At 49.9% G+C, this 16,878-nt stretch carries 12 protein-coding genes; 6 read left to right on the top strand and 6 right to left on the bottom strand.

Going from position 1 to position 16,878, the window contains the following annotated elements:
- Positions 1-107 precede the first annotated feature (107 nt).
- A complete protein-coding gene (locus ACTS3T_RS04610) occupies positions 108-1,244 on the bottom strand; it encodes a CIA30 family protein (protein WP_377963973.1) in 1,137 nt (378 codons plus the stop codon).
- 157 nt (positions 1,245-1,401) lie between these two features.
- Here ACTS3T_RS04610 and ACTS3T_RS04605 point away from each other — a divergent pair, with 157 nt between their 5' ends.
- Positions 1,402-3,942 carry a U32 family peptidase gene (locus ACTS3T_RS04605; protein WP_377963972.1) on the top strand — a complete coding sequence of 847 codons (2,541 nt, stop codon included), beginning with the start codon at positions 1,402-1,404 and terminating at the stop codon, positions 3,940-3,942.
- Between the two features lie 411 nt (positions 3,943-4,353).
- A complete protein-coding gene (locus tag ACTS3T_RS04600) occupies positions 4,354-6,813 on the top strand; it encodes an EAL domain-containing protein (protein ID WP_377963970.1) in 2,460 nt (819 codons plus the stop codon).
- Between the two features lie 153 nt (positions 6,814-6,966).
- On the opposite strand, the gene aroQ is transcribed toward ACTS3T_RS04600, so the two are convergent.
- The 3 genes from aroQ to ACTS3T_RS04585 all read right to left on the bottom strand — a co-directional run bounded on the left by aroQ (position 6,967) and on the right by ACTS3T_RS04585 (position 9,022).
- Complete coding sequence (aroQ, locus tag ACTS3T_RS04595; protein ID WP_377963968.1) at positions 6,967-7,419, bottom strand: type II 3-dehydroquinate dehydratase; 453 nt, start codon at positions 7,417-7,419, stop codon at positions 6,967-6,969.
- A gap of 27 nt (positions 7,420-7,446) precedes the next feature.
- Positions 7,447-7,587, bottom strand: coding sequence for a hypothetical protein (locus ACTS3T_RS04590; protein ID WP_377963966.1), 141 nt, complete (start codon positions 7,585-7,587; stop codon positions 7,447-7,449).
- 184 nt (positions 7,588-7,771) lie between these two features.
- Positions 7,772-9,022: a competence/damage-inducible protein A gene (locus ACTS3T_RS04585; protein WP_462934815.1), complete on the bottom strand. Its 1,251-nt coding sequence runs from the start codon at positions 9,020-9,022 to the stop codon at positions 7,772-7,774.
- A 159-nt stretch (positions 9,023-9,181) separates the two neighbouring features.
- Here ACTS3T_RS04585 and ACTS3T_RS04580 point away from each other — a divergent pair, with 159 nt between their 5' ends.
- Together ACTS3T_RS04580 and ACTS3T_RS04575 are read left to right on the top strand one after the other, a co-directional pair.
- A complete protein-coding gene (locus tag ACTS3T_RS04580; protein ID WP_377963962.1) occupies positions 9,182-9,838 on the top strand; it encodes a PEP-CTERM sorting domain-containing protein in 657 nt (218 codons plus the stop codon).
- A gap of 76 nt (positions 9,839-9,914) precedes the next feature.
- Positions 9,915-11,534, top strand: a complete 1,620-nt coding sequence (locus ACTS3T_RS04575; RefSeq protein WP_462934814.1) for an ArnT family glycosyltransferase — start codon at positions 9,915-9,917, stop codon at positions 11,532-11,534.
- On the opposite strand, the gene ACTS3T_RS04570 is transcribed toward ACTS3T_RS04575, so the two are convergent.
- Both ACTS3T_RS04570 and glyA read right to left on the bottom strand, forming a co-directional pair.
- A complete protein-coding gene (locus ACTS3T_RS04570; RefSeq protein WP_377963958.1) occupies positions 11,528-12,589 on the bottom strand; it encodes a glycosyltransferase family 4 protein in 1,062 nt (353 codons plus the stop codon). The genes ACTS3T_RS04575 and ACTS3T_RS04570 overlap by 7 nt on opposite strands.
- Positions 12,590-12,793: 204 nt before the next feature.
- Positions 12,794-14,077, bottom strand: coding sequence for a serine hydroxymethyltransferase (glyA, locus tag ACTS3T_RS04565; protein WP_377963956.1), 1,284 nt, complete (start codon positions 14,075-14,077; stop codon positions 12,794-12,796).
- A 267-nt stretch (positions 14,078-14,344) separates the two neighbouring features.
- Here glyA and pds point away from each other — a divergent pair, with 267 nt between their 5' ends.
- On the top strand, positions 14,345-15,772 hold the full coding sequence (pds, locus tag ACTS3T_RS04560; protein ID WP_377963954.1) for a 15-cis-phytoene desaturase: 1,428 nt from the start codon (positions 14,345-14,347) through the stop codon (positions 15,770-15,772).
- 132 nt (positions 15,773-15,904) lie between these two features.
- Positions 15,905-16,834, top strand: a complete 930-nt coding sequence (gene crtB / locus ACTS3T_RS04555) for a 15-cis-phytoene synthase CrtB (RefSeq protein WP_377963952.1) — start codon at positions 15,905-15,907, stop codon at positions 16,832-16,834.
- Positions 16,835-16,878 lie beyond the last annotated feature (44 nt).

Here is a 16,878-nt window from a genome sequence, read left to right as displayed (position 1 = left end):
CCCTTACAGCTATCTTGACAGCCCCAGCTTTTTACCCAGTGGACTCAGGCAATATACCCCACCGCTGGTAAAGAAGCTGGGGCTTTTGAACTCAGCAAGGCCATAGTTTAGTAGCCTGCTTGGGCAAAACTCGCTTCAAGCCGCGCCAAACCGTGATCCACTGCTGCTTCAACGCTAGTTTGGCTCAGGTCAATTGGCTGATAGCTTATACAGGCTGGTAACCCATCCGCCAAATCGGAGTCAACATCAGATAGTTGAGCACCGAGATAAAACAAATTGAGCTGAGCTGGGTGGACGTAAACGTCAATATTTTTGATTTGTAGCTCAAAAGCCCCCGCCTTAAAGTGAGGGTTTAGGGCTTGGTCATATTCAAACTTGCTAAGCATTACCTGAAACGAGTAGACGCTGCCAGGGTTGAACGCAGCCGCGTCATTTACGGTTTTGGCTCTAAAAGTTGGCCGCAGCGCTGCAAAGGGGATATAGATAATGCTTTCTGATTGAGCTTCGGTGTCAAAAGACTGGCAGTAGGCCAGACTATCCCAACCCTGGCGATCGCGCAAAATAAACTTGTAGCGCTGCCCGTCTCCTTTAACCAAAAGCCGTATTCCCTGCCAGCTACTTAAGTCAAACGGCGGTTCAAAATCTTTTGTGCGCACAGAGCTAAATCCACCCGAATTAGCCGTTGAAACGTTACCAGCAAAGGTAGCCACTCCCTGCCCTAGATACAGCCCCCCGGTACTAACGCCCCCCATCACCACATCATCTAGGGCACCCCAGAGGCGCTGTATTTCTGCCGCAGGCTGATTAAAGTCAAACAGGCGATGGGTCACCTGAGGAAACGGATCAAGGCAGCAGAGCGGCTGTAAAGGCTGGATGAGTTCGGCTGCAGGGATGTTATCACAAACAAAAATAGCGCTGATGTTATTGCAGCATTCAGGCTCAAGCTTAGCCAAGCTGGCGTGTAAGGAGGCTGATTGAGCCGCATCCGCTGGCCAAATCTGGAAGGGATAGCGTCGCTGGCGTAAGACTTCTATAAAAAATTTGCCTAAGTCGGTGCTGGCACCCGCGACCAGGATATTGCCTGATTTAGCTGCTTCAGGCAGGCTAGGAGCCGACATCACGGCGGAGCGGTCAAACATTTGCTGTAACCATCGAATACTGCCGAGAAATGGCACTTCACCAAAAAAGTTAAGCGTTTCTAGAAACTGAACAACGTTCCATTGGCCAGAAGTCGGTTGGGCCATCTTGATTACGCGCTGACTACATTGACCTTAACAAGATCAAGCTTAGATCGGTCAATATCAGAAGGTAGAATTCGTCGGCCTGTTTTTCTACACCATCCGGCCTGATCTACCATAAAGACGGTTGGGTCTATATTATGCCGATTAAGCTGCTTTTGCCATGACGACAACGCCGCAGTCATCTGCTGCCCCTTCAAAGCATTACTACCAGCGGCCTGAGTTATTGGCTCCGGCAGGTAATTGGGACTGTGCTAAAGCCGCGATTGAAAATGGGGCTGATGCCATTTATTTTGGCTTAGAGCAGTTTAACGCCCGCATGCGGGCTGAAAATTTTACCCAAGCAGATTTACCCCGGTTGATGGCTTATCTGCATAAGCGCGGTGTTAAGGGATATGTCACCCTCAATACGCTGGTTTTTACGCATGAATTTGCTGCTGCCGAACAGTATTTGCGTACGATGATTGCGGCTGGGGTCGATGCCGTCATTGTGCAGGATGTGGGGCTTTGCCGACTGATTCGGCATTTGTCTGTCGATTTTCCGATGCATGCGTCTACGCAAATGACCGTTACCAGTGCTGCTGGGGTAGCCTTTGCCCAGGCGTTGGGCTGTCAGCTTGTGGTTTTGGCGCGAGAATGTTCGCTCAAACAAATTCACAAAATTCAGCAGCAGCTAAAAACACAGGCTCTAGAGGTGCCGCTTGAAGTTTTTGTTCATGGAGCCTTATGCGTGGCCTATTCAGGGCAGTGTTTAACCAGTGAAGCTTTAGGTGGCCGATCGGCTAATCGGGGTGAATGTGCCCAAGCCTGCCGCATGCCCTATGAACTGGTTGCAGATGGAGAGACGGTTGATTTAGGCGATCGCCGTTATTTACTCAGTCCTCAAGACCTCTCAGGCTTAGCTGTTTTGCCCGAACTGGTTCAAACAGGGGTTACCTGTCTCAAAATTGAAGGGCGTTTGAAAACACCCGAGTACGTGGCGAACGTTACGCGGGTTTACCGTCAGGCACTCGATCGGGTTTTACAGTCGGCGGCTGATCGCTATACGGTGTTGCCCAGCGATCGCTATGCGCTAGAAATGTCTTTTTCGCGCGGTCTAGATTCAGGCTGGTTTGAAGGAAACCGCAATCAAACCCTGGTGCATGGCCGCTTTGGTAAAAAACGCGGTGTTTACTTAGGTGAGGTTAAGCGAGTCAGCCAAACCGGGGTTGAGGTGGAGTTGACGGCTGCAGTCAAACCCGGTGATGGGGTTGTTTTTGATGGAGGGCATCCCGAAGCTAGCGAACAAGGGGGACGGGTCTATAGCGTCGCAACCCAAGCATCTCGAACACGACTCACCTTTGGTCGTCGCGACTTAGATTTGAGCCAAATTCGAGTTGGCGACAAGCTCTGGAAAACCAGCGATCCTGAACTGGAAAAACAAGTACGCCAAACCTATAGCGGCGATCGCCCTCACTTTCAGCAACCGCTACTGCTTGAAGTCTACGGCCAGGTTGACCAGCCGTTAACGCTAGTTGGCCGCGATCGCCAGGGTCATGTGGTGCAGATTGAGTCTGATCGGCTATTGGTTGAGGCACACAAACGACCGCTGACCACCCAAACCCTAGAACAACAGTTAGGCCGTTTGGGCAATACCCCCTTTTATTTAGCGCAGTTAACCAATCACCTGATAGGAGCGCTAATGCTGCCTGTCAGCGAACTTAATCAGCTCCGGCGCGACTTGGTAGCTCAGCTTGTACAACTGCGTCAACAACCGCTCAAATGGCACTTGCAATCGGCGACGACTTATCAAACGCTGCTGCCCCCCCTCTCCGCCCCTGAGGTAGCCTCCTCGCCGCAGCTAATTGTGCTGGTGCGTAACTTACCGCAGTTGCAGGCGGCTTTGAGTACAGGGGTTACCACTCTTTACTGTGAATTTGAAGATCCGCGCAAATATCAGCAGGCGATTGAGTGGGTCAATCAACAGCGTTCAGCCGCTCAAACTGACACGACCGCCTTGCCCTTAAGCCTCTGGCTAGCCCCGCCCCGCATCACCAAACCCAGCGAAGTTTACATTTTAGAGCAGGTCAAACGAGCCAAAGCTGACGGCTACTTAGTGCGTAACTACGATCAGCTTAGCTACTTTGCTGGAGAGCGCTGTATTGGCGACTTTTCCCTCAACGTCGCTAACCCCCTTACCGCTGACTATTTCAAACAACTAGGTTTAGAACGGCTGACAGCTTCCTACGATTTAAATATTCAGCAGCTCAGTGATTTACTTAGCCAGACGCCGCCCTATTGGCTGGAAGTGACTATTCATCAGCACATGCCCCTGTTTCATATGGAGCATTGTGTGTTTTGTGCCTTTCTTTCAACAGGACAAGATTTCCGCGATTGTGGTCGTCCTTGTGAAGCCCATCAGGTCAAAGTGAGAGATCGAGTCGGTACAGAACACATTCTGCAAGCCGATGCTGGCTGTCGTAACACGGTGTACAACGGGGTGGCACAAACGGGTTCAGAATATGTTCATCGTTTGCTGAATTTGGGACTGCGGCATTTTCGTCTGGAATTTTTACAGGAAACACCGACTCAGGTGAAACAAATCATTACCTCCTATCAGCAATTGCTTCAAGGTCAAATCAGCGGTACCCGGCTCTGGCAAACGCTAAAGTTGTCTAGTCAATTAGGGGTTACTCGCGGTCCTTTAGAAGCCCCGTCTGAGTGAGGGGCCACTACACGGACTGATTAAAACAGCTAAAGCGATCGCCAGTGACCCAAATAGTGTGTTCAGCCAAGCCATGTGGCTACCGTTTAGAAACCCTAATCGTTAGATTCCGCAGGGGAAACGATAGCGACTCACCAGCTAAATTACGCACTAATGCGCAATTAAATTACGCACTAATGCGCAATTAAAAGACGCGTTTGAGCAATTTGTATATTGTTGTATGACATTGCTGCTAATTATTTTTCTTCTCCTCCGCGAGAATACGGTTTGGTCTTTGGCAGTATCAAGCTGAAAATAAGATTTTTACAGGGACATGGAGGCCCTATAGTTCCACCATTGGCGGCGGTACTATAGCTAACAAGAGTCTAAATAAAAGGAGATAGACTCATTCAACACATTTTCAGGCGTGCAATGCAAGAAGATAAGCAGTCCCTCCATTTTTTAATTCTTGAAGAGCAACAAGATCAGCGAGTTGTCTATCTAGAAAAATGTGTTTACTCCATTGGCCGGAGTTCAAAAAATTCTATTGTTTTTAGTGCGAAAAGTATTTCTCGGTACCACGCTCATTTGTATCGGGTTAAGCAGAACCAAGACAACACTTACATATTTCGGATTGTAGATGGCGATCTGCAGGGAAAACGCAGCACCAACGGGCTAACGGTGAACGGTCAACCTTGCTTTTCCAAAACTTTAGAACATGGCGACGTTATTCAGCTATCTCAAAAAACGTGTATCCGTTATTATCAATTTCAAAACATTTATGATTTTCACTTGCTGAGTGCTTCTCCGCTAGGGCAGGTTGAACTATCCCTTTCTACTGAGAAAGACTTGGCATCTTCGAATTCGGTCAATAGCCGATTAGACAAATTATCTAAAACAGAGTTATATCAAATTGCTTCTTTTCTAGAGTTAATTCCTACACCTGTTATTGAGCTTTCGTCTACTGGCAATATTTCTTATTGCAATCTAGCTGCCAGACATAAGTTTCCAAACTTATTAGAGCAAAAGCTAAAGCATCCCATTTTAGAAAACTTAGAGTCAATCTTTCAAAAAACTCAAAGCAGCACCCTATTTAGAGAAATTAGAGTCGGCGATCGCGTTTTTGAACAATTTGCCTGTCTGATGGCAGAGACGCATTTAATTCGCAGCTACACTTTTGATGTGACAGAGCGCTATCAGACAAATCTGAAGCTTTGCCATAGCCAAGCCAAAGAACAGGCTCTCTTAACCGCTATTCCTGATCTGATTGTAGATTTAGACCCCCAAGGCAATATTTTGCGGGTTAAGCCTGCTAAAGACCCGCAACTAGCGATCCTCTCTGAGGCTCACGTAGGGCGAAACATTGTTGAGGTGCTGCCAGCGGCGATCGCCCAACAACTGCTCACAGGTATTCGACAAACCCTCACCTCTCAAGAAACTTATACCTTTGACTGTGAATGGACGGCTGAAACAGAGCAATCCCTCTACTGTGAAGTGCGGCTTGTTTGGAACAGCGCTCAGAAAGTGCTGGCAATTGTACGCAACATTACCAAGCGCAAGACGTTTGAGCAACAATTACGCCATGAAGCGCTGCACGACCATTTGACGGGATTGCTCAATCGTCAGTCTTTCCTAGAGCGGGTTGATCATGTCATCAAACTTTCCAAACGTCGTAAAAGCTATTTGTTTGCGGTTTTGTTTATTGATCTCGATCGCTTCAAGGTTGTCAACGACAGTTTGGGTCATTTCGTTGGTGATCAGCTACTAATTGCGATCGCCAATCGGCTGACGACCTGCCTGCGAGCAGGCGATACGGTGGCTCGCTTAGGCGGTGACGAATTTACCGTGTTGCTAGAAGATCTCACCACCATTCAAGAAGCGACTGACGTAGCGGAGCGTATTCTACAGTCGATGACGACCCCTGTTTTAATCAGTGGACGTGAAATCTTCGTTAGTGCCAGCGTTGGGATTGCAGCCAGTACCTCCAATTACGACAAGCCCGACCAGTTACTAAGAGATGCCGATACGGCAATGTATCAAGCCAAAGCTCAGGGACGAGCCTGCTATGAGCAGTTCAACCAAAACATGCACGAACAAATGGTCGGGCTACTGCAACTCGATAATGACCTGCGCCGAGCGATTGAACGCCAAGAATTTCAGCTTTACTATCAGCCCATCGTGGCTTTGCAAGAGGGAACTATTGTCGGGTTTGAAGCTCTAATTCGCTGGTTGCATCCGCAACAAGGCTTAGTCGCGCCGCAGACTTTTATCCATCTGGCCGAAGAAACAGGACTGATTTTACCCATTGGCGAATGGATGCTGTTTGAAGCCTGTCGCCAGCTTTGTCAATGGCAACAAGGGCTGCCTCAGGCAAAGGATTTAACCATGAGCGTGAATCTTTCTGGCAAGCAATTTAGCAATCCGCACCTGGCTAAACAAATTGAACGGGCGTTGCACCAAGCTAGCTTAACGCCTGAGCGTCTCAAACTAGAAATTACCGAGAGCGTCATCATGGAAAATACCCAGCTCTCTAAAGATACGCTGTCTGTTTTGAGAGATTTGGGTCTGCAAATTTGTATTGACGACTTTGGTACGGGCTACTCTTCTTTGAGCTATTTACACCGTTTTCCCATCAATGCCTTAAAAGTCGATCGCTCTTTTATTGGCGTTATGGATGCTAACGACGAAAACTCAGGGTTAGCCATCACCCAGACCATTACTACGCTAGCTCACCGTCTTGGGGTAGATGTAGTCGCCGAAGGCATTGAAACGGCTAAGCAGTTTGATTTAGTTAAAACTTTTCGCTGTAAGTATGGCCAGGGCTATTTCTTCTCAAAGCCGTTGCCGCCTCAGCAGGCTCAAAGCTTGCTGGCAGAGGCTCCTCGCTGGTAGGGTCGTCTGGTTTTTGGGTGTAGGTGGCTAAAACAAAGCCTAGAACCGGGCGGCTAATTTGCCTGTGCTGTAGATGGAAGCGTTAATCTGAGGCAAAAGCTTCTTCTGCCGCCTGTCTTCTGTCTTTAGCCGCAGTCGGTATTGGGCGGGCGCTCAGGTCGTAGCCGCTTGCGTTTGCAAGTAGCTGACTAAAGCTTGCAAGCCCAACAAATAGCTTTCTGAGCCAAAGCCACAAATCTGGCCGATGGCAACGGGCGCAATATAAGAGTGGTGGCGAAAAGACTCGCGCCGATGAATGTTGCTGAGATGGACTTCTACGGTAGGTATGGCTACCGCCGCGATCGCGTCACGAATGGCAACGCTTGTGTGCGTGTAGGCTCCTGGGTTGATAACAAGCCCGTGGTGGCGATCGAGCGCTGCCTGAATCGCATCTATCAAAGCGCCTTCAGAATTGGACTGAAAAAACGTCAGTTCAGCCTCTAGCTGATTTGCCGCCTGAGTCAAGCGGTCATTAATATCTGCAAGCGTTTGCTGACCGTAAACACCCGGCTCTCGACGCCCTAACAGGTTCAAGTTAGGCCCGTGAACAATTAAGATACTTAACAAGGGACAGCCTCAAAAGCAGCCGCACACCTAGTATCCACGACGCGGACGATCGTCTACAGGAACTGGAATCGGCTCTTGTTCTGGCTGTGGCTGTGGCCCAAACAAAGCATCTACTAGCTTGTCTACCCACTCTTTCAGCTTTTCGAGAGCCTTTTCAATGTAGTCCATCCGTTGGAAAGCTCCTTATCCCTATCTGTTTTCAGCTTTCTATATCCTTCGAGTTCCCAGCTACTCAAAAGTCAGACGCTATACAGCGATCTGTCGCAGAGGGCATATGTGTATCCATGATAACGAATTGCCGCAAATGATCAAGCATATCAGCGGATGGATTTCATCAGCTAGGTTCCGGAGGCTACAAAAAACGTCGTCTCAACAAGTCTAACGCCGTACAAACACTGACGTGACGTACCCATTCTCGACCGCGATCGCTGCCGAAGTGATAGGCATAGCTTTGGGTGTGACCTTCCGGGTCGCTGAGGCCAATGTAAACTAGTCCTACTGGCTTATCAGCACTGCCGCCATCAGGGCCAGCAATGCCAGTAATTCCAATACCCCAATCGGTTTGCAATTGGGTTTTTATGCCTGCTGCCATTTGTTGGGCGACAATATCGCTAACGGCTCCATCTGTTTCAAGCGCCTTAGCTTCGACGTTGAGCCAAACTTTTTTGACAGCGTTGTCATAGGCGATCAAGCCGCCGCGAAAATATTCAGAACTACCCGCAACTGCTGTGAGTGCTTGACCCAGCCCGCCCCCTGTACAAGATTCGGCTACAGACAGGGTTTGCGATCGCGATCGCAAACCTTTTCCTACAACAGCCGCTAAGGTGTCTTCATCGGCTCCAAAGCAATCAGCGCCAGCAATTTCTCGAATGGCCGCTTCAACAGGCTGAATCAACTGTTGAGCGGCTACCTCTGAAGCCGTTTTAGCTGAAATTCGTAGCCTCACCTCGCCACGGCTAGCGTAAGGCGCAACGGTGGGATTTTCTTGGTCAAAAAAAGGTGCAACTTTTTCAGCCAGGGCGGATTCGCTGATACCCCAAAAACGCAGGGTGCGGCTGTAAATGGTTGAGCCTACCCAACCCTGCTGTTTGAGATAGGCGACTGAGGTGGTCTGCCACATTGCCCGCATTTCGCTAGGAACCCCCGGAAAAGTCATGATCAGCAAATCGGGGCGCGGTTGCCAAATCATGCCCGGAGCGCTGCCAACCGGATTGGGCAGCACCTCAGCTCCTTCAGGCAGTAGGGCTTGCTTGCGATTGTTGTCGCTCATGGTTCGACCACGCTGGGCAAACTTTTGCTGAATGTCTTGCAAAATCTCAGGGCGCTCAATTAGAGGGGTTCCAAAAAAGCTGGCCAGGGTTGCGGTGGTTAAGTCGTCAGGGGTGGGGCCTAAACCACCCGTAAAGATCAGAAACTGCGATCGCTCACAGGCGATCGCCACTGCTTGCTGAATACGAGCGACATTGTCGCCTACAACCGTCTGATAATAGTGAGGAATGCCAAGCTGAGCGAGCTGTTGGGCTAGATACTGGGCATTGCTGTTAAGAATATCGCCCAATAGCAGTTCGGTTCCTACACAGATAATCTCGGCGCTTCCCTTCATTGCTGTTTCGCCCAAGTTTTTCCCTGTCAACATATCATTTCAGCGAAGAAAGCGAACGCTTTAAGATAGACACAAATTGTCATTTGGAGAACACGGCTTTTTTGATCAAAGGATCCATAATAGCCTCATAGAGCCTTCTTCAATATCTATGGAGCTACTATGTCCCCTTCAAAAATTGCGGTTTTGGTGACAGGTGCTGTCTTAGCTTCAGGCTTGAACGTGGCGATGGTTGAAGCTGCCATCATCACTTTTGACGATTTGGTTGAAGACGAAACATCGTTTGGTTTTGATGGCGATGGCGATGGCATTGACGATGTTATCTTCAGCACGACAGATGTGTTGGGTTTCAGAACTGTAGGGCCGGGATTGAATCAAAACTTTGTAGAAGAACCCGGTTTAGAAGGAACCTCTTTGCTTAATCCCGATCTCAGGGTTGAATTTCTAAACGGCGCTGTTGATTCTATTCGGTTTGGTTTTGCCTTAAACAGTCTGACTGAAGGGCCAGCTACCTTTGCCTCGTTTAGCCTGTTTAATGCAGCCGATAGTCTGCTGGCTTCTACACAGGTGTCAGGACTGTTTACTGATACAGCGCTTGGCAGCAGCAATTTTCCAGAAGGTGAAATGGCTGTTAGTTTTTCTGGTACCGCAGCTTATGGGGAGTTTAACTTTAGCAGCGATTTTGGCCGCTTCATTATTGATAATTTTGCAGGTACGTTTGGCTCGACTGAACCGATCGCGTCAGTACCAGAACCCTTAGGCTTGTCAGGATTTTTAATATTTGCTGGACTGGCAATCGGGCTGAAGCGTTTTGGCTAAGCCAAGCCAATTGAGCTAAAGCTCAGGCCGTTTTTGTCATCAGAGCCAGAATGCCTGATTGCGGTACTATGCCTTTATGGCAAAGGCTTTTCGCTGGCAAAAACGAGGGCAACAGACCGCAAATTTGGCGTATTTACTGCTGGGCGGACTGCTGTTTCGCAGTATCTGTGCTTATCTTCTATCACCCGGTTTTGACGAGGCTTATTACTATCTCTACAGTCGGCATCTGCACTGGAGTTATTTCGACCATCCTTTGCTAGTTGCCTTTTCCACCCGGCTAGGCTGGCAGCTAACGGGGCTGATTTCTCCTTTTACCATTCGGATAGGCGCTCTGCTGTTGTACACGGGCAGCTTGGGCTGGCTCTATCTCACGGCTAAACGCTTGTTTGATCAGCAGGTAGGACTTCTAGCTGTAGCGATCGCGACAGTGACGCCCCTTTTTACCGTCGGCTTTGGTCTACTAACTTCACCAGAAAATCCGCTGATCTTTTTTTGGACGGCCACTCTTTATTTAGCCACGCTAGAATTTTTTCCTAATCAAGGCGATCGCGCTGCTGTTTATCGCCCAAGCTGGCGGATTGCCGGACTGGGTGTTTTGCTGGGGCTTACCTGCTTGGGCAAATATCATGGCTTTGTTTTAGGGCTAGGATTGGTTGGTTTTTGCCTGAGTCAGGCTGCTTACCGCAAAGCTTTAACTTCGCCTTGGACGCTTGCTGCCTTAGTCCTGTTTGTTGCCACCCTATTTCCCCTGTGGTTTTGGAATTTGCAGCACGACTGGATTTCATTTCAGTTTCAGCTTTCAATGCGGTTTGAAACGTCTGAGGCAAGTGGCTATTCGCTTTTAAGCTTGCTCGGCGTTTTGCTGATGGAACTGGGCTATTTATTTCCAACCATTGGCTGGCCGCTGTGGGGGGTGGCAGGGCGATCGCTTTGGCAACAACGCCAGCGCTTTAGCCCAAAGCCCTCGGTAGAGATCTGGCAACTCGATAAAAAAGCTTTGATTCTCTGGGTATCGTTACCGATTATGCTGGGCTTTACCTTATTGGGCGGCGCTCAGCCGATTTTACCTGGCTGGCCCGCCCCCGGCTTTTGGGGAATAACCATATTGCTAGCAGAAGAAGCTAGCCACTGGCGAGGGCATACATTGCGCCGCTGGCTAGTAGGTACCGGACTTAGCGGCGCTAGCCTGTTACTCCTCGTCTCGCTGCACGTTAACTTGGGTATTTTTCAGCAGCCGAGCCAGTATGCGCTGTTGGGCGGATTTGTGCCGCCGCCGCAAGATCCAACTACTGCCTTAATCGACCCGCGATCGCTGCATCAGGCTTTTGCGGCTTCCCCAGAACTCACAGCCGCCCTCAAAAACACAGACTTCGTTTTTACTAACGATCTTTTCCTGGCTGGCTATATCGATATGGCCATACGCCCTCTAACGTCAGTTCCCGTCACCGTTTTTTCTCCAGATCCGCGCGGCTTTGCCTTCTGGTATGACCCGGCTCAGTGGTTAGGCAAAACAGCTTTGTACCTCACCAGCGACCAATTTTATCAGCAGCCAGAAATTTTAGCGGCTTATCGCCCTTACTTTGCTGGCATAGAAGAAACGGCTACTATCGCCCTGCGGCGGGGAGGCACCGTGACGAAAACCTTTCACGCCTTTACCGCCAAAACCATGATTCGACCCTATGTTTACCCTTACTGACGCGAAAGCTGTCTGACTTTCCACCCTGTATAGCTGAGTAAAACCGTAGCGCCGACGGCATAGGCTCCGCCGCTGGGCATGCCCGAAAAGGCCAAGGCCAAACTGCCGACCCAGAGCGTTAGCGTATAAATAAATAAGACAGTGAATCGATGAGACAGCCCCGCATTGAGTAAGCGGTGGTGCAAATGCCGTTTGTCAGCTACAAATGGCGAACTGCCACAGCGCAGGCGATCAAAAATGACGGCTGACATGTCTAAAATGGGGACGGCCAAAATCAGGTACGGCAAAAAAACCGCTGCTGTTGTCACGCTTTTGACTAAACCAATAACGCCGACCCCCGCCAGCGTAAAGCCCATAAAATAAGCGCCGCCATCGCCCATAAAAATTTGGGCTGGGTTGAAGTTGTAGCGTAAAAAGCCCAAAGCGCCCCCTGCGACTGCCGCAGCGATTAAGGCGGCAGCGGGCTGATTCATAAACAGGCTGACAATTAGCATAATGACGGCGGCAATGCCAGAAACACCCGCAGCTAGCCCGTCTAACCCGTCTATCCAGTTGATGGCATTGGCCATGCCCACTAACCAAACAATGGTGACTGGCAAGCTAACCCAAATGGGCAAAGATACCAAACCCATTGCCGGAATGGTCAAAAAATCAATGCTAACGCCTACATGCCAAGCCAGGGCTGCAACCACTGCTTGCATAAACAAGCGGCTTAAAGCCGATAGACCAAAGAGATCATCCATCAGGCCAATCAGGAAAAAAGCCAGTCCACCAATAGTGACGCCCCAGATCTCATATTCGTGGGTGGGGCCTAGGGGTTGTCCGGTAGAGTCGATAAATCCACCTGTTCCCCAAACAATCAGTAGAGCCACTAAGGTGCCGACAAAAATAGAAACCCCACCCAGTCGAACCATTGGCTGACTGTGAACCTTTCGACCTCCGGGTAGATCCACACGTCCACTTTTGAGGCCAATTCGTTTGACGATGGGCGTCACCAACAAAACGACAATGGCGGAGATAACAAAGGCTAAGAGATGATACAGCTGGGAGTGCATCTGACGGCTTTCTAAAAGGGCTTACGAATCTTACAAGAGTCAGCCAGAGTGTACAGGAATGCGATCGCTTAACTCAACAGTTATCTACAAAAAATCCATGCAAACTATGACAGATTGTAAACCCTGAAAACGGGCCTGACACAGATTGTTTGCATGGATTGTCTAAAGATGGGAAAAATTTTGGCTTTTTCAGCCGCTAAATTTTTAGGTTAAGGCGGGTACCAAGCCCGTTAGATGGGGATAGAGCGGAAAGCGATCGCAAAGCTGAGCCACTCGTTGCCGACAGTTTTGGGTGACGGCTACGTCTTCAGGTTGCAAAAGTCGATCGGCAATAATGTCAGCAATCTCTGTGAACTCTGCTGCCCCTAGGCCGCGCGTCGTCATCGCTGGCGACCCTAACCGCAGACCGCTGGTGACAAACGGCGATTCTGGATCGAAGGGCACTGTGTTTTTGTTAGCGGTGATGTTGACTTCGCTAACAAGCTGATCAGCCCGCTTGCCCGTCATGCCGACAGAGCGCAGATCAACCAAAACCAGATGGTTGTCTGTTCCTCCAGAAACTGTTTTGCAGCCGCGCTGTTGTAGTTGAGCAGCTAGCGCCTGAGCGTTTTCAATCACCTGGGCTGAATAAGTTTTGAAATCAGGCCGTAGCGCTTCTCCAAAAGCGACCGCTTTAGCGGCAATGACATGCTCTAGCGGCCCCCCCTGGCTGCCGGGAAAAACGGCTTTGTCCAACTTTTTGCCCAGTTCGGCATCCCGCGTCAAAATGAGTCCTCCGCGAGGGCCGCGCAAGGTTTTGTGAGTAGTGGTGGTAACAACGTCGCAGTAGGGGACAGGGTTGGGATGATGACCTGTGACCACTAGCCCAGCAATATGAGCAATGTCGGCCAGTAAATAAGCGCCTACTTCGTCAGCGATCGCCCGAAATTTATCAAAATGAATCGTGCGGGGATAAGCCGAATAGCCACAGATCATCAGCTTAGGCCGATGCTGTAGGGCTAGATCTCGAATTTGGTCATAGTCTAGCTGCTCGGTATCAGGGCTGACCCCGTAATGCTGCACCTCAAACCACTTACCCGATACGTTAACGGGCGAACCGTGGGTCAGGTGACCGCCGTGGGAAAGATCCATGCCCATGATCGTGTCACCGGGCTGCAACAGTGCCAAAAAGACGGCAAAGTTAGCCTGTGCCCCTGAATGGGGCTGCACATTGGCGTGAGCCGCCCCGAATAGCTCCTTCGCTCGCTCAATTGCTAAGGTTTCTGCTTCGTCAACAAACTGGCAACCGCCATAGTAGCGCTTGCCGGGTAGCCCCTCAGCATACTTGTTGGTTAGCACCGACCCCTGAGCGGCCATGACTGCGGGCGACGTAAAATTTTCGCTGGCAATTAACTCTAAGTGCGCCTGCTGACGCTGGAGTTCCCGCTGCAGAATTTGAGCGATCGCCGGATCTGAGTGAACCAAAAAATCAAAGTTAGTCTTTTGCACGAGCTAACCCCCGTATTCCAACCATTGTTAAGCCTGCCAAGCGTAATCGTTCTAAGCCCGCCTGCCCCTATTTTGAGCCTAGCGTTAATAACTGACAGTTTCTGGCAATTTTGCCGAGTCTCCTATGATATCCCTATCCTATCGACTTGACGAGAGACTGCCGAACTTTATGTTAGGTCAATTGGCTAGCGCAATGTAACGCTTTGCAACATAATAAAGGGACATGTATGAAGTTGAAGTAAAGCCGCAGAAGAGGTTGAGCAGTTCATGCGCGTTGCGATCGCGGGAGCGGGTCTAGCAGGTCTTGCCTGTGCAAAGTACCTGGTGGATGCCGGACATACCCCTGTTTTGTTAGAAAGCCGAGATGTTCTAGGTGGCTTGGTGGCCGCCTGGAAAGACGAAGATGGAGACTGGTACGAAACAGGTTTGCACGCCTTTTTTGGGGCTTATCCCAACATGCTACAGCTCCTTAAAGAGCTGGGCATTGAGGATCACCTGCAATGGAAAGAGCACACGCTGATTTTCAATCAGCCTGACAAGCCTGGGGTGCTGTCTCGCTTTGATGTGCCCGATATACCAGCCCCAGTCAACGTCATCATGTCGATTCTGCGCAACAACGACATGTTGAGTTGGAACCAAAAGATCCGCTTTGCGGTGGGTCTGCTGCCAGCAGTCGTGCGCGGGCAGAAATACGTTGAAGACATGGATCAATACTCGTTGCTAGAGTGGCTAAGGCGACAAGGGGTAGATGAGCGGGTTAATACCGATATTTTTATTGCCGCATCCAAAGCCCTGACCTTTATCAATCCAGACGAAGTTTCCGCTACTATTCCGCTGACAGCGCTCAATCGCTTTTTGCAAGAGCGCTACGGCTCTAAAATTGCCTTCTTAGACGGTTCACCGACCGAGCGTTTGTGCCAGCCCATGGTTGACTACATTTGCGATCGCGGCGGCGAAGTTCACCTACAAAAACCGCTGAAGCAAATTTTGCTTAACGAAGACCATACGGTAAAGGGCTTTTTGATCCGGGGACTCAACGGGGCTGATGATGAAGTCATTACCGCAGATGTTTACGTCGGCGCGGTTTCGGTTGACGTGATGAAAGTATTGACCCCGGCTCCCTGGAAAGCAATGCCGTTTTTCCAAAAGCTAGAAGGCTTAGAAGGGGTGCCTGTAATCAACTTGCACTTATGGTTTGACCGCAAACTGACAGATATTGACCAGCTATTGTTCTCTCGCTCAGATTTGCTCAGCGTCTACGCCGATATGAGTAACACCTGTCGCGAGTACGCCAATCCCGATCGCTCAATGCTAGAGCTGGTACTGGCTCCGGCTCAAGACTGGATTGATCGCAGTGACGCAGACATTGTTGACGCTACCTTGAAAGAGCTACAGAATCTTTTTCCCCACCATTTTGGCAGCGCGAATCCGGCTAAACTATTGAAGTATCAGGTGGTGAAAACCCCCCGATCGGTCTATAAAGCAATTCCTGGACGGCAGGCTTATCGGCCTTCTCAAGAGACGCCGATTGCCAATTTTTACCTGGCAGGCAGCTACACGATGCAACGCTATTTAGGCAGCATGGAAGGGGCTGTGCTTTCAGGTAAACTCGCTGCTCAGGCAATTGTCACCAACCAGCAAGTCGCTCCTGGAGAGGGCATCAAACCAGAATTGCAGCCTCTAGGCAGCTCATGACGGCAGCACTAGCGCTCATGCTGATACATCTATACCTGTGTTGACAGTTGCGCCAGATTCCTTGATTTTGTTAGCTATTGTCAGTGCTGGTGGCTGATTGCGACACTGTCCATTCTCCTGCTCGGGATATTGATGCTGCAACTTTCTGAATCTCCCTCTCGGCGATCGCTCGCTTCCTTAACAGAAGCCTACGAGCTTTGTCGTCAAATTACCGCTGAATATTCAAAAACCTTCTACTTAGGGACACTGCTGATGCAGGAGGCCAAGCGGAGGGCAATTTGGGCGATTTATGTTTGGTGCCGCCGCACAGATGAGCTAGTAGATGGGCCGCAAGCGCGATTTACCACAGAAGAAACTCTCGATCGCTGGGAAGCTCAGCTAGAGTCTATTTTTGCTGGCCATCCGGTAGAAGATGCCGACATTGCCCTGGTAGACACGCTGGAAAAGTTCCCTCAAGACATTCAGCCGTTTCGAGACATGATTGCTGGCCAGCGGATGGATCTTTATCGCGCCCGCTACAAAACCTTTGAAGAACTGCACCTTTACTGCTATCGAGTGGCAGGCACGGTGGGGTTGATGTCTACGGCGGTTATGGGGGTTGATCCTAGCTACCACTCGGCACCTTGGACGGAAAAACAGTCATCGCCTTACCCCGCTGATGAAGCTGTTGCTTTAGGCATTGCCAACCAGTTGACGAATATTCTGCGCGATGTTGGCGAAGATGCTCGACGCGGTCGCATCTACCTACCTTTGGAAGATTTGCAGCTTTTTGACTACACCGAAGCAGATTTACTCAACGGCGTTCTTGACGATCGCTGGCGATCGCTCATGCAGTTTCAAATTCGGCGAGCCCGCAAATATTATGCTGAAGCCGAAAAAGGGATCAGCGTACTGAGTGCCGATGGTCGCTGGCCTGTTTGGGCCGCTTTAATGCTCTATCGCAAAATTTTAGACGTGATTGAAGAAAATCAATACGATGTCTTTAATCAACGCGCCTATGTGCCGACGCTGCGGAAGCTGCGCTGCTTGCCCACGGCGTTGCTCAGGGCTAGGGTACTTTAAGGCCACTGGGTTTGAAACCCCTAAAAGGGGCATGGTTTAATAGC

Origin of the sequence: Almyronema sp. (assembly GCF_052168255.1) — a bacterium.
In the GTDB taxonomy this organism is placed as follows: Bacteria; Cyanobacteriota; Cyanobacteriia; order Phormidesmidales; family Phormidesmidaceae; genus Sphaerothrix; species Sphaerothrix epifaneia.
This window is presented reverse-complemented; position numbering and strand designations above follow the sequence as displayed.

Coding starts and splice junctions, on each gene's coding strand:
- ACTS3T_RS04610 (WP_377963973.1), bottom strand. CDS start 1,244: ATGGCCCAACCGACTTCTGGCCAATGGAACGTTGTTCAGTTTCTAGAA.
- ACTS3T_RS04605 (WP_377963972.1), top strand. CDS start 1,402: ATGACGACAACGCCGCAGTCATCTGCTGCCCCTTCAAAGCATTACTAC.
- ACTS3T_RS04600 (WP_377963970.1), top strand. CDS start 4,354: ATGCAAGAAGATAAGCAGTCCCTCCATTTTTTAATTCTTGAAGAGCAA.
- ACTS3T_RS04590 (WP_377963966.1), bottom strand. CDS start 7,587: ATGGACTACATTGAAAAGGCTCTCGAAAAGCTGAAAGAGTGGGTAGAC.
- ACTS3T_RS04585 (WP_462934815.1), bottom strand. CDS start 9,022: ATGAAGGGAAGCGCCGAGATTATCTGTGTAGGAACCGAACTGCTATTG.
- ACTS3T_RS04580 (WP_377963962.1), top strand. CDS start 9,182: ATGTCCCCTTCAAAAATTGCGGTTTTGGTGACAGGTGCTGTCTTAGCT.
- ACTS3T_RS04575 (WP_462934814.1), top strand. CDS start 9,915: ATGGCAAAGGCTTTTCGCTGGCAAAAACGAGGGCAACAGACCGCAAAT.
- ACTS3T_RS04570 (WP_377963958.1), bottom strand. CDS start 12,589: ATGCACTCCCAGCTGTATCATCTCTTAGCCTTTGTTATCTCCGCCATT.
- pds (WP_377963954.1), top strand. CDS start 14,345: ATGCGCGTTGCGATCGCGGGAGCGGGTCTAGCAGGTCTTGCCTGTGCA.
- crtB (WP_377963952.1), top strand. CDS start 15,905: ATGCTGCAACTTTCTGAATCTCCCTCTCGGCGATCGCTCGCTTCCTTA.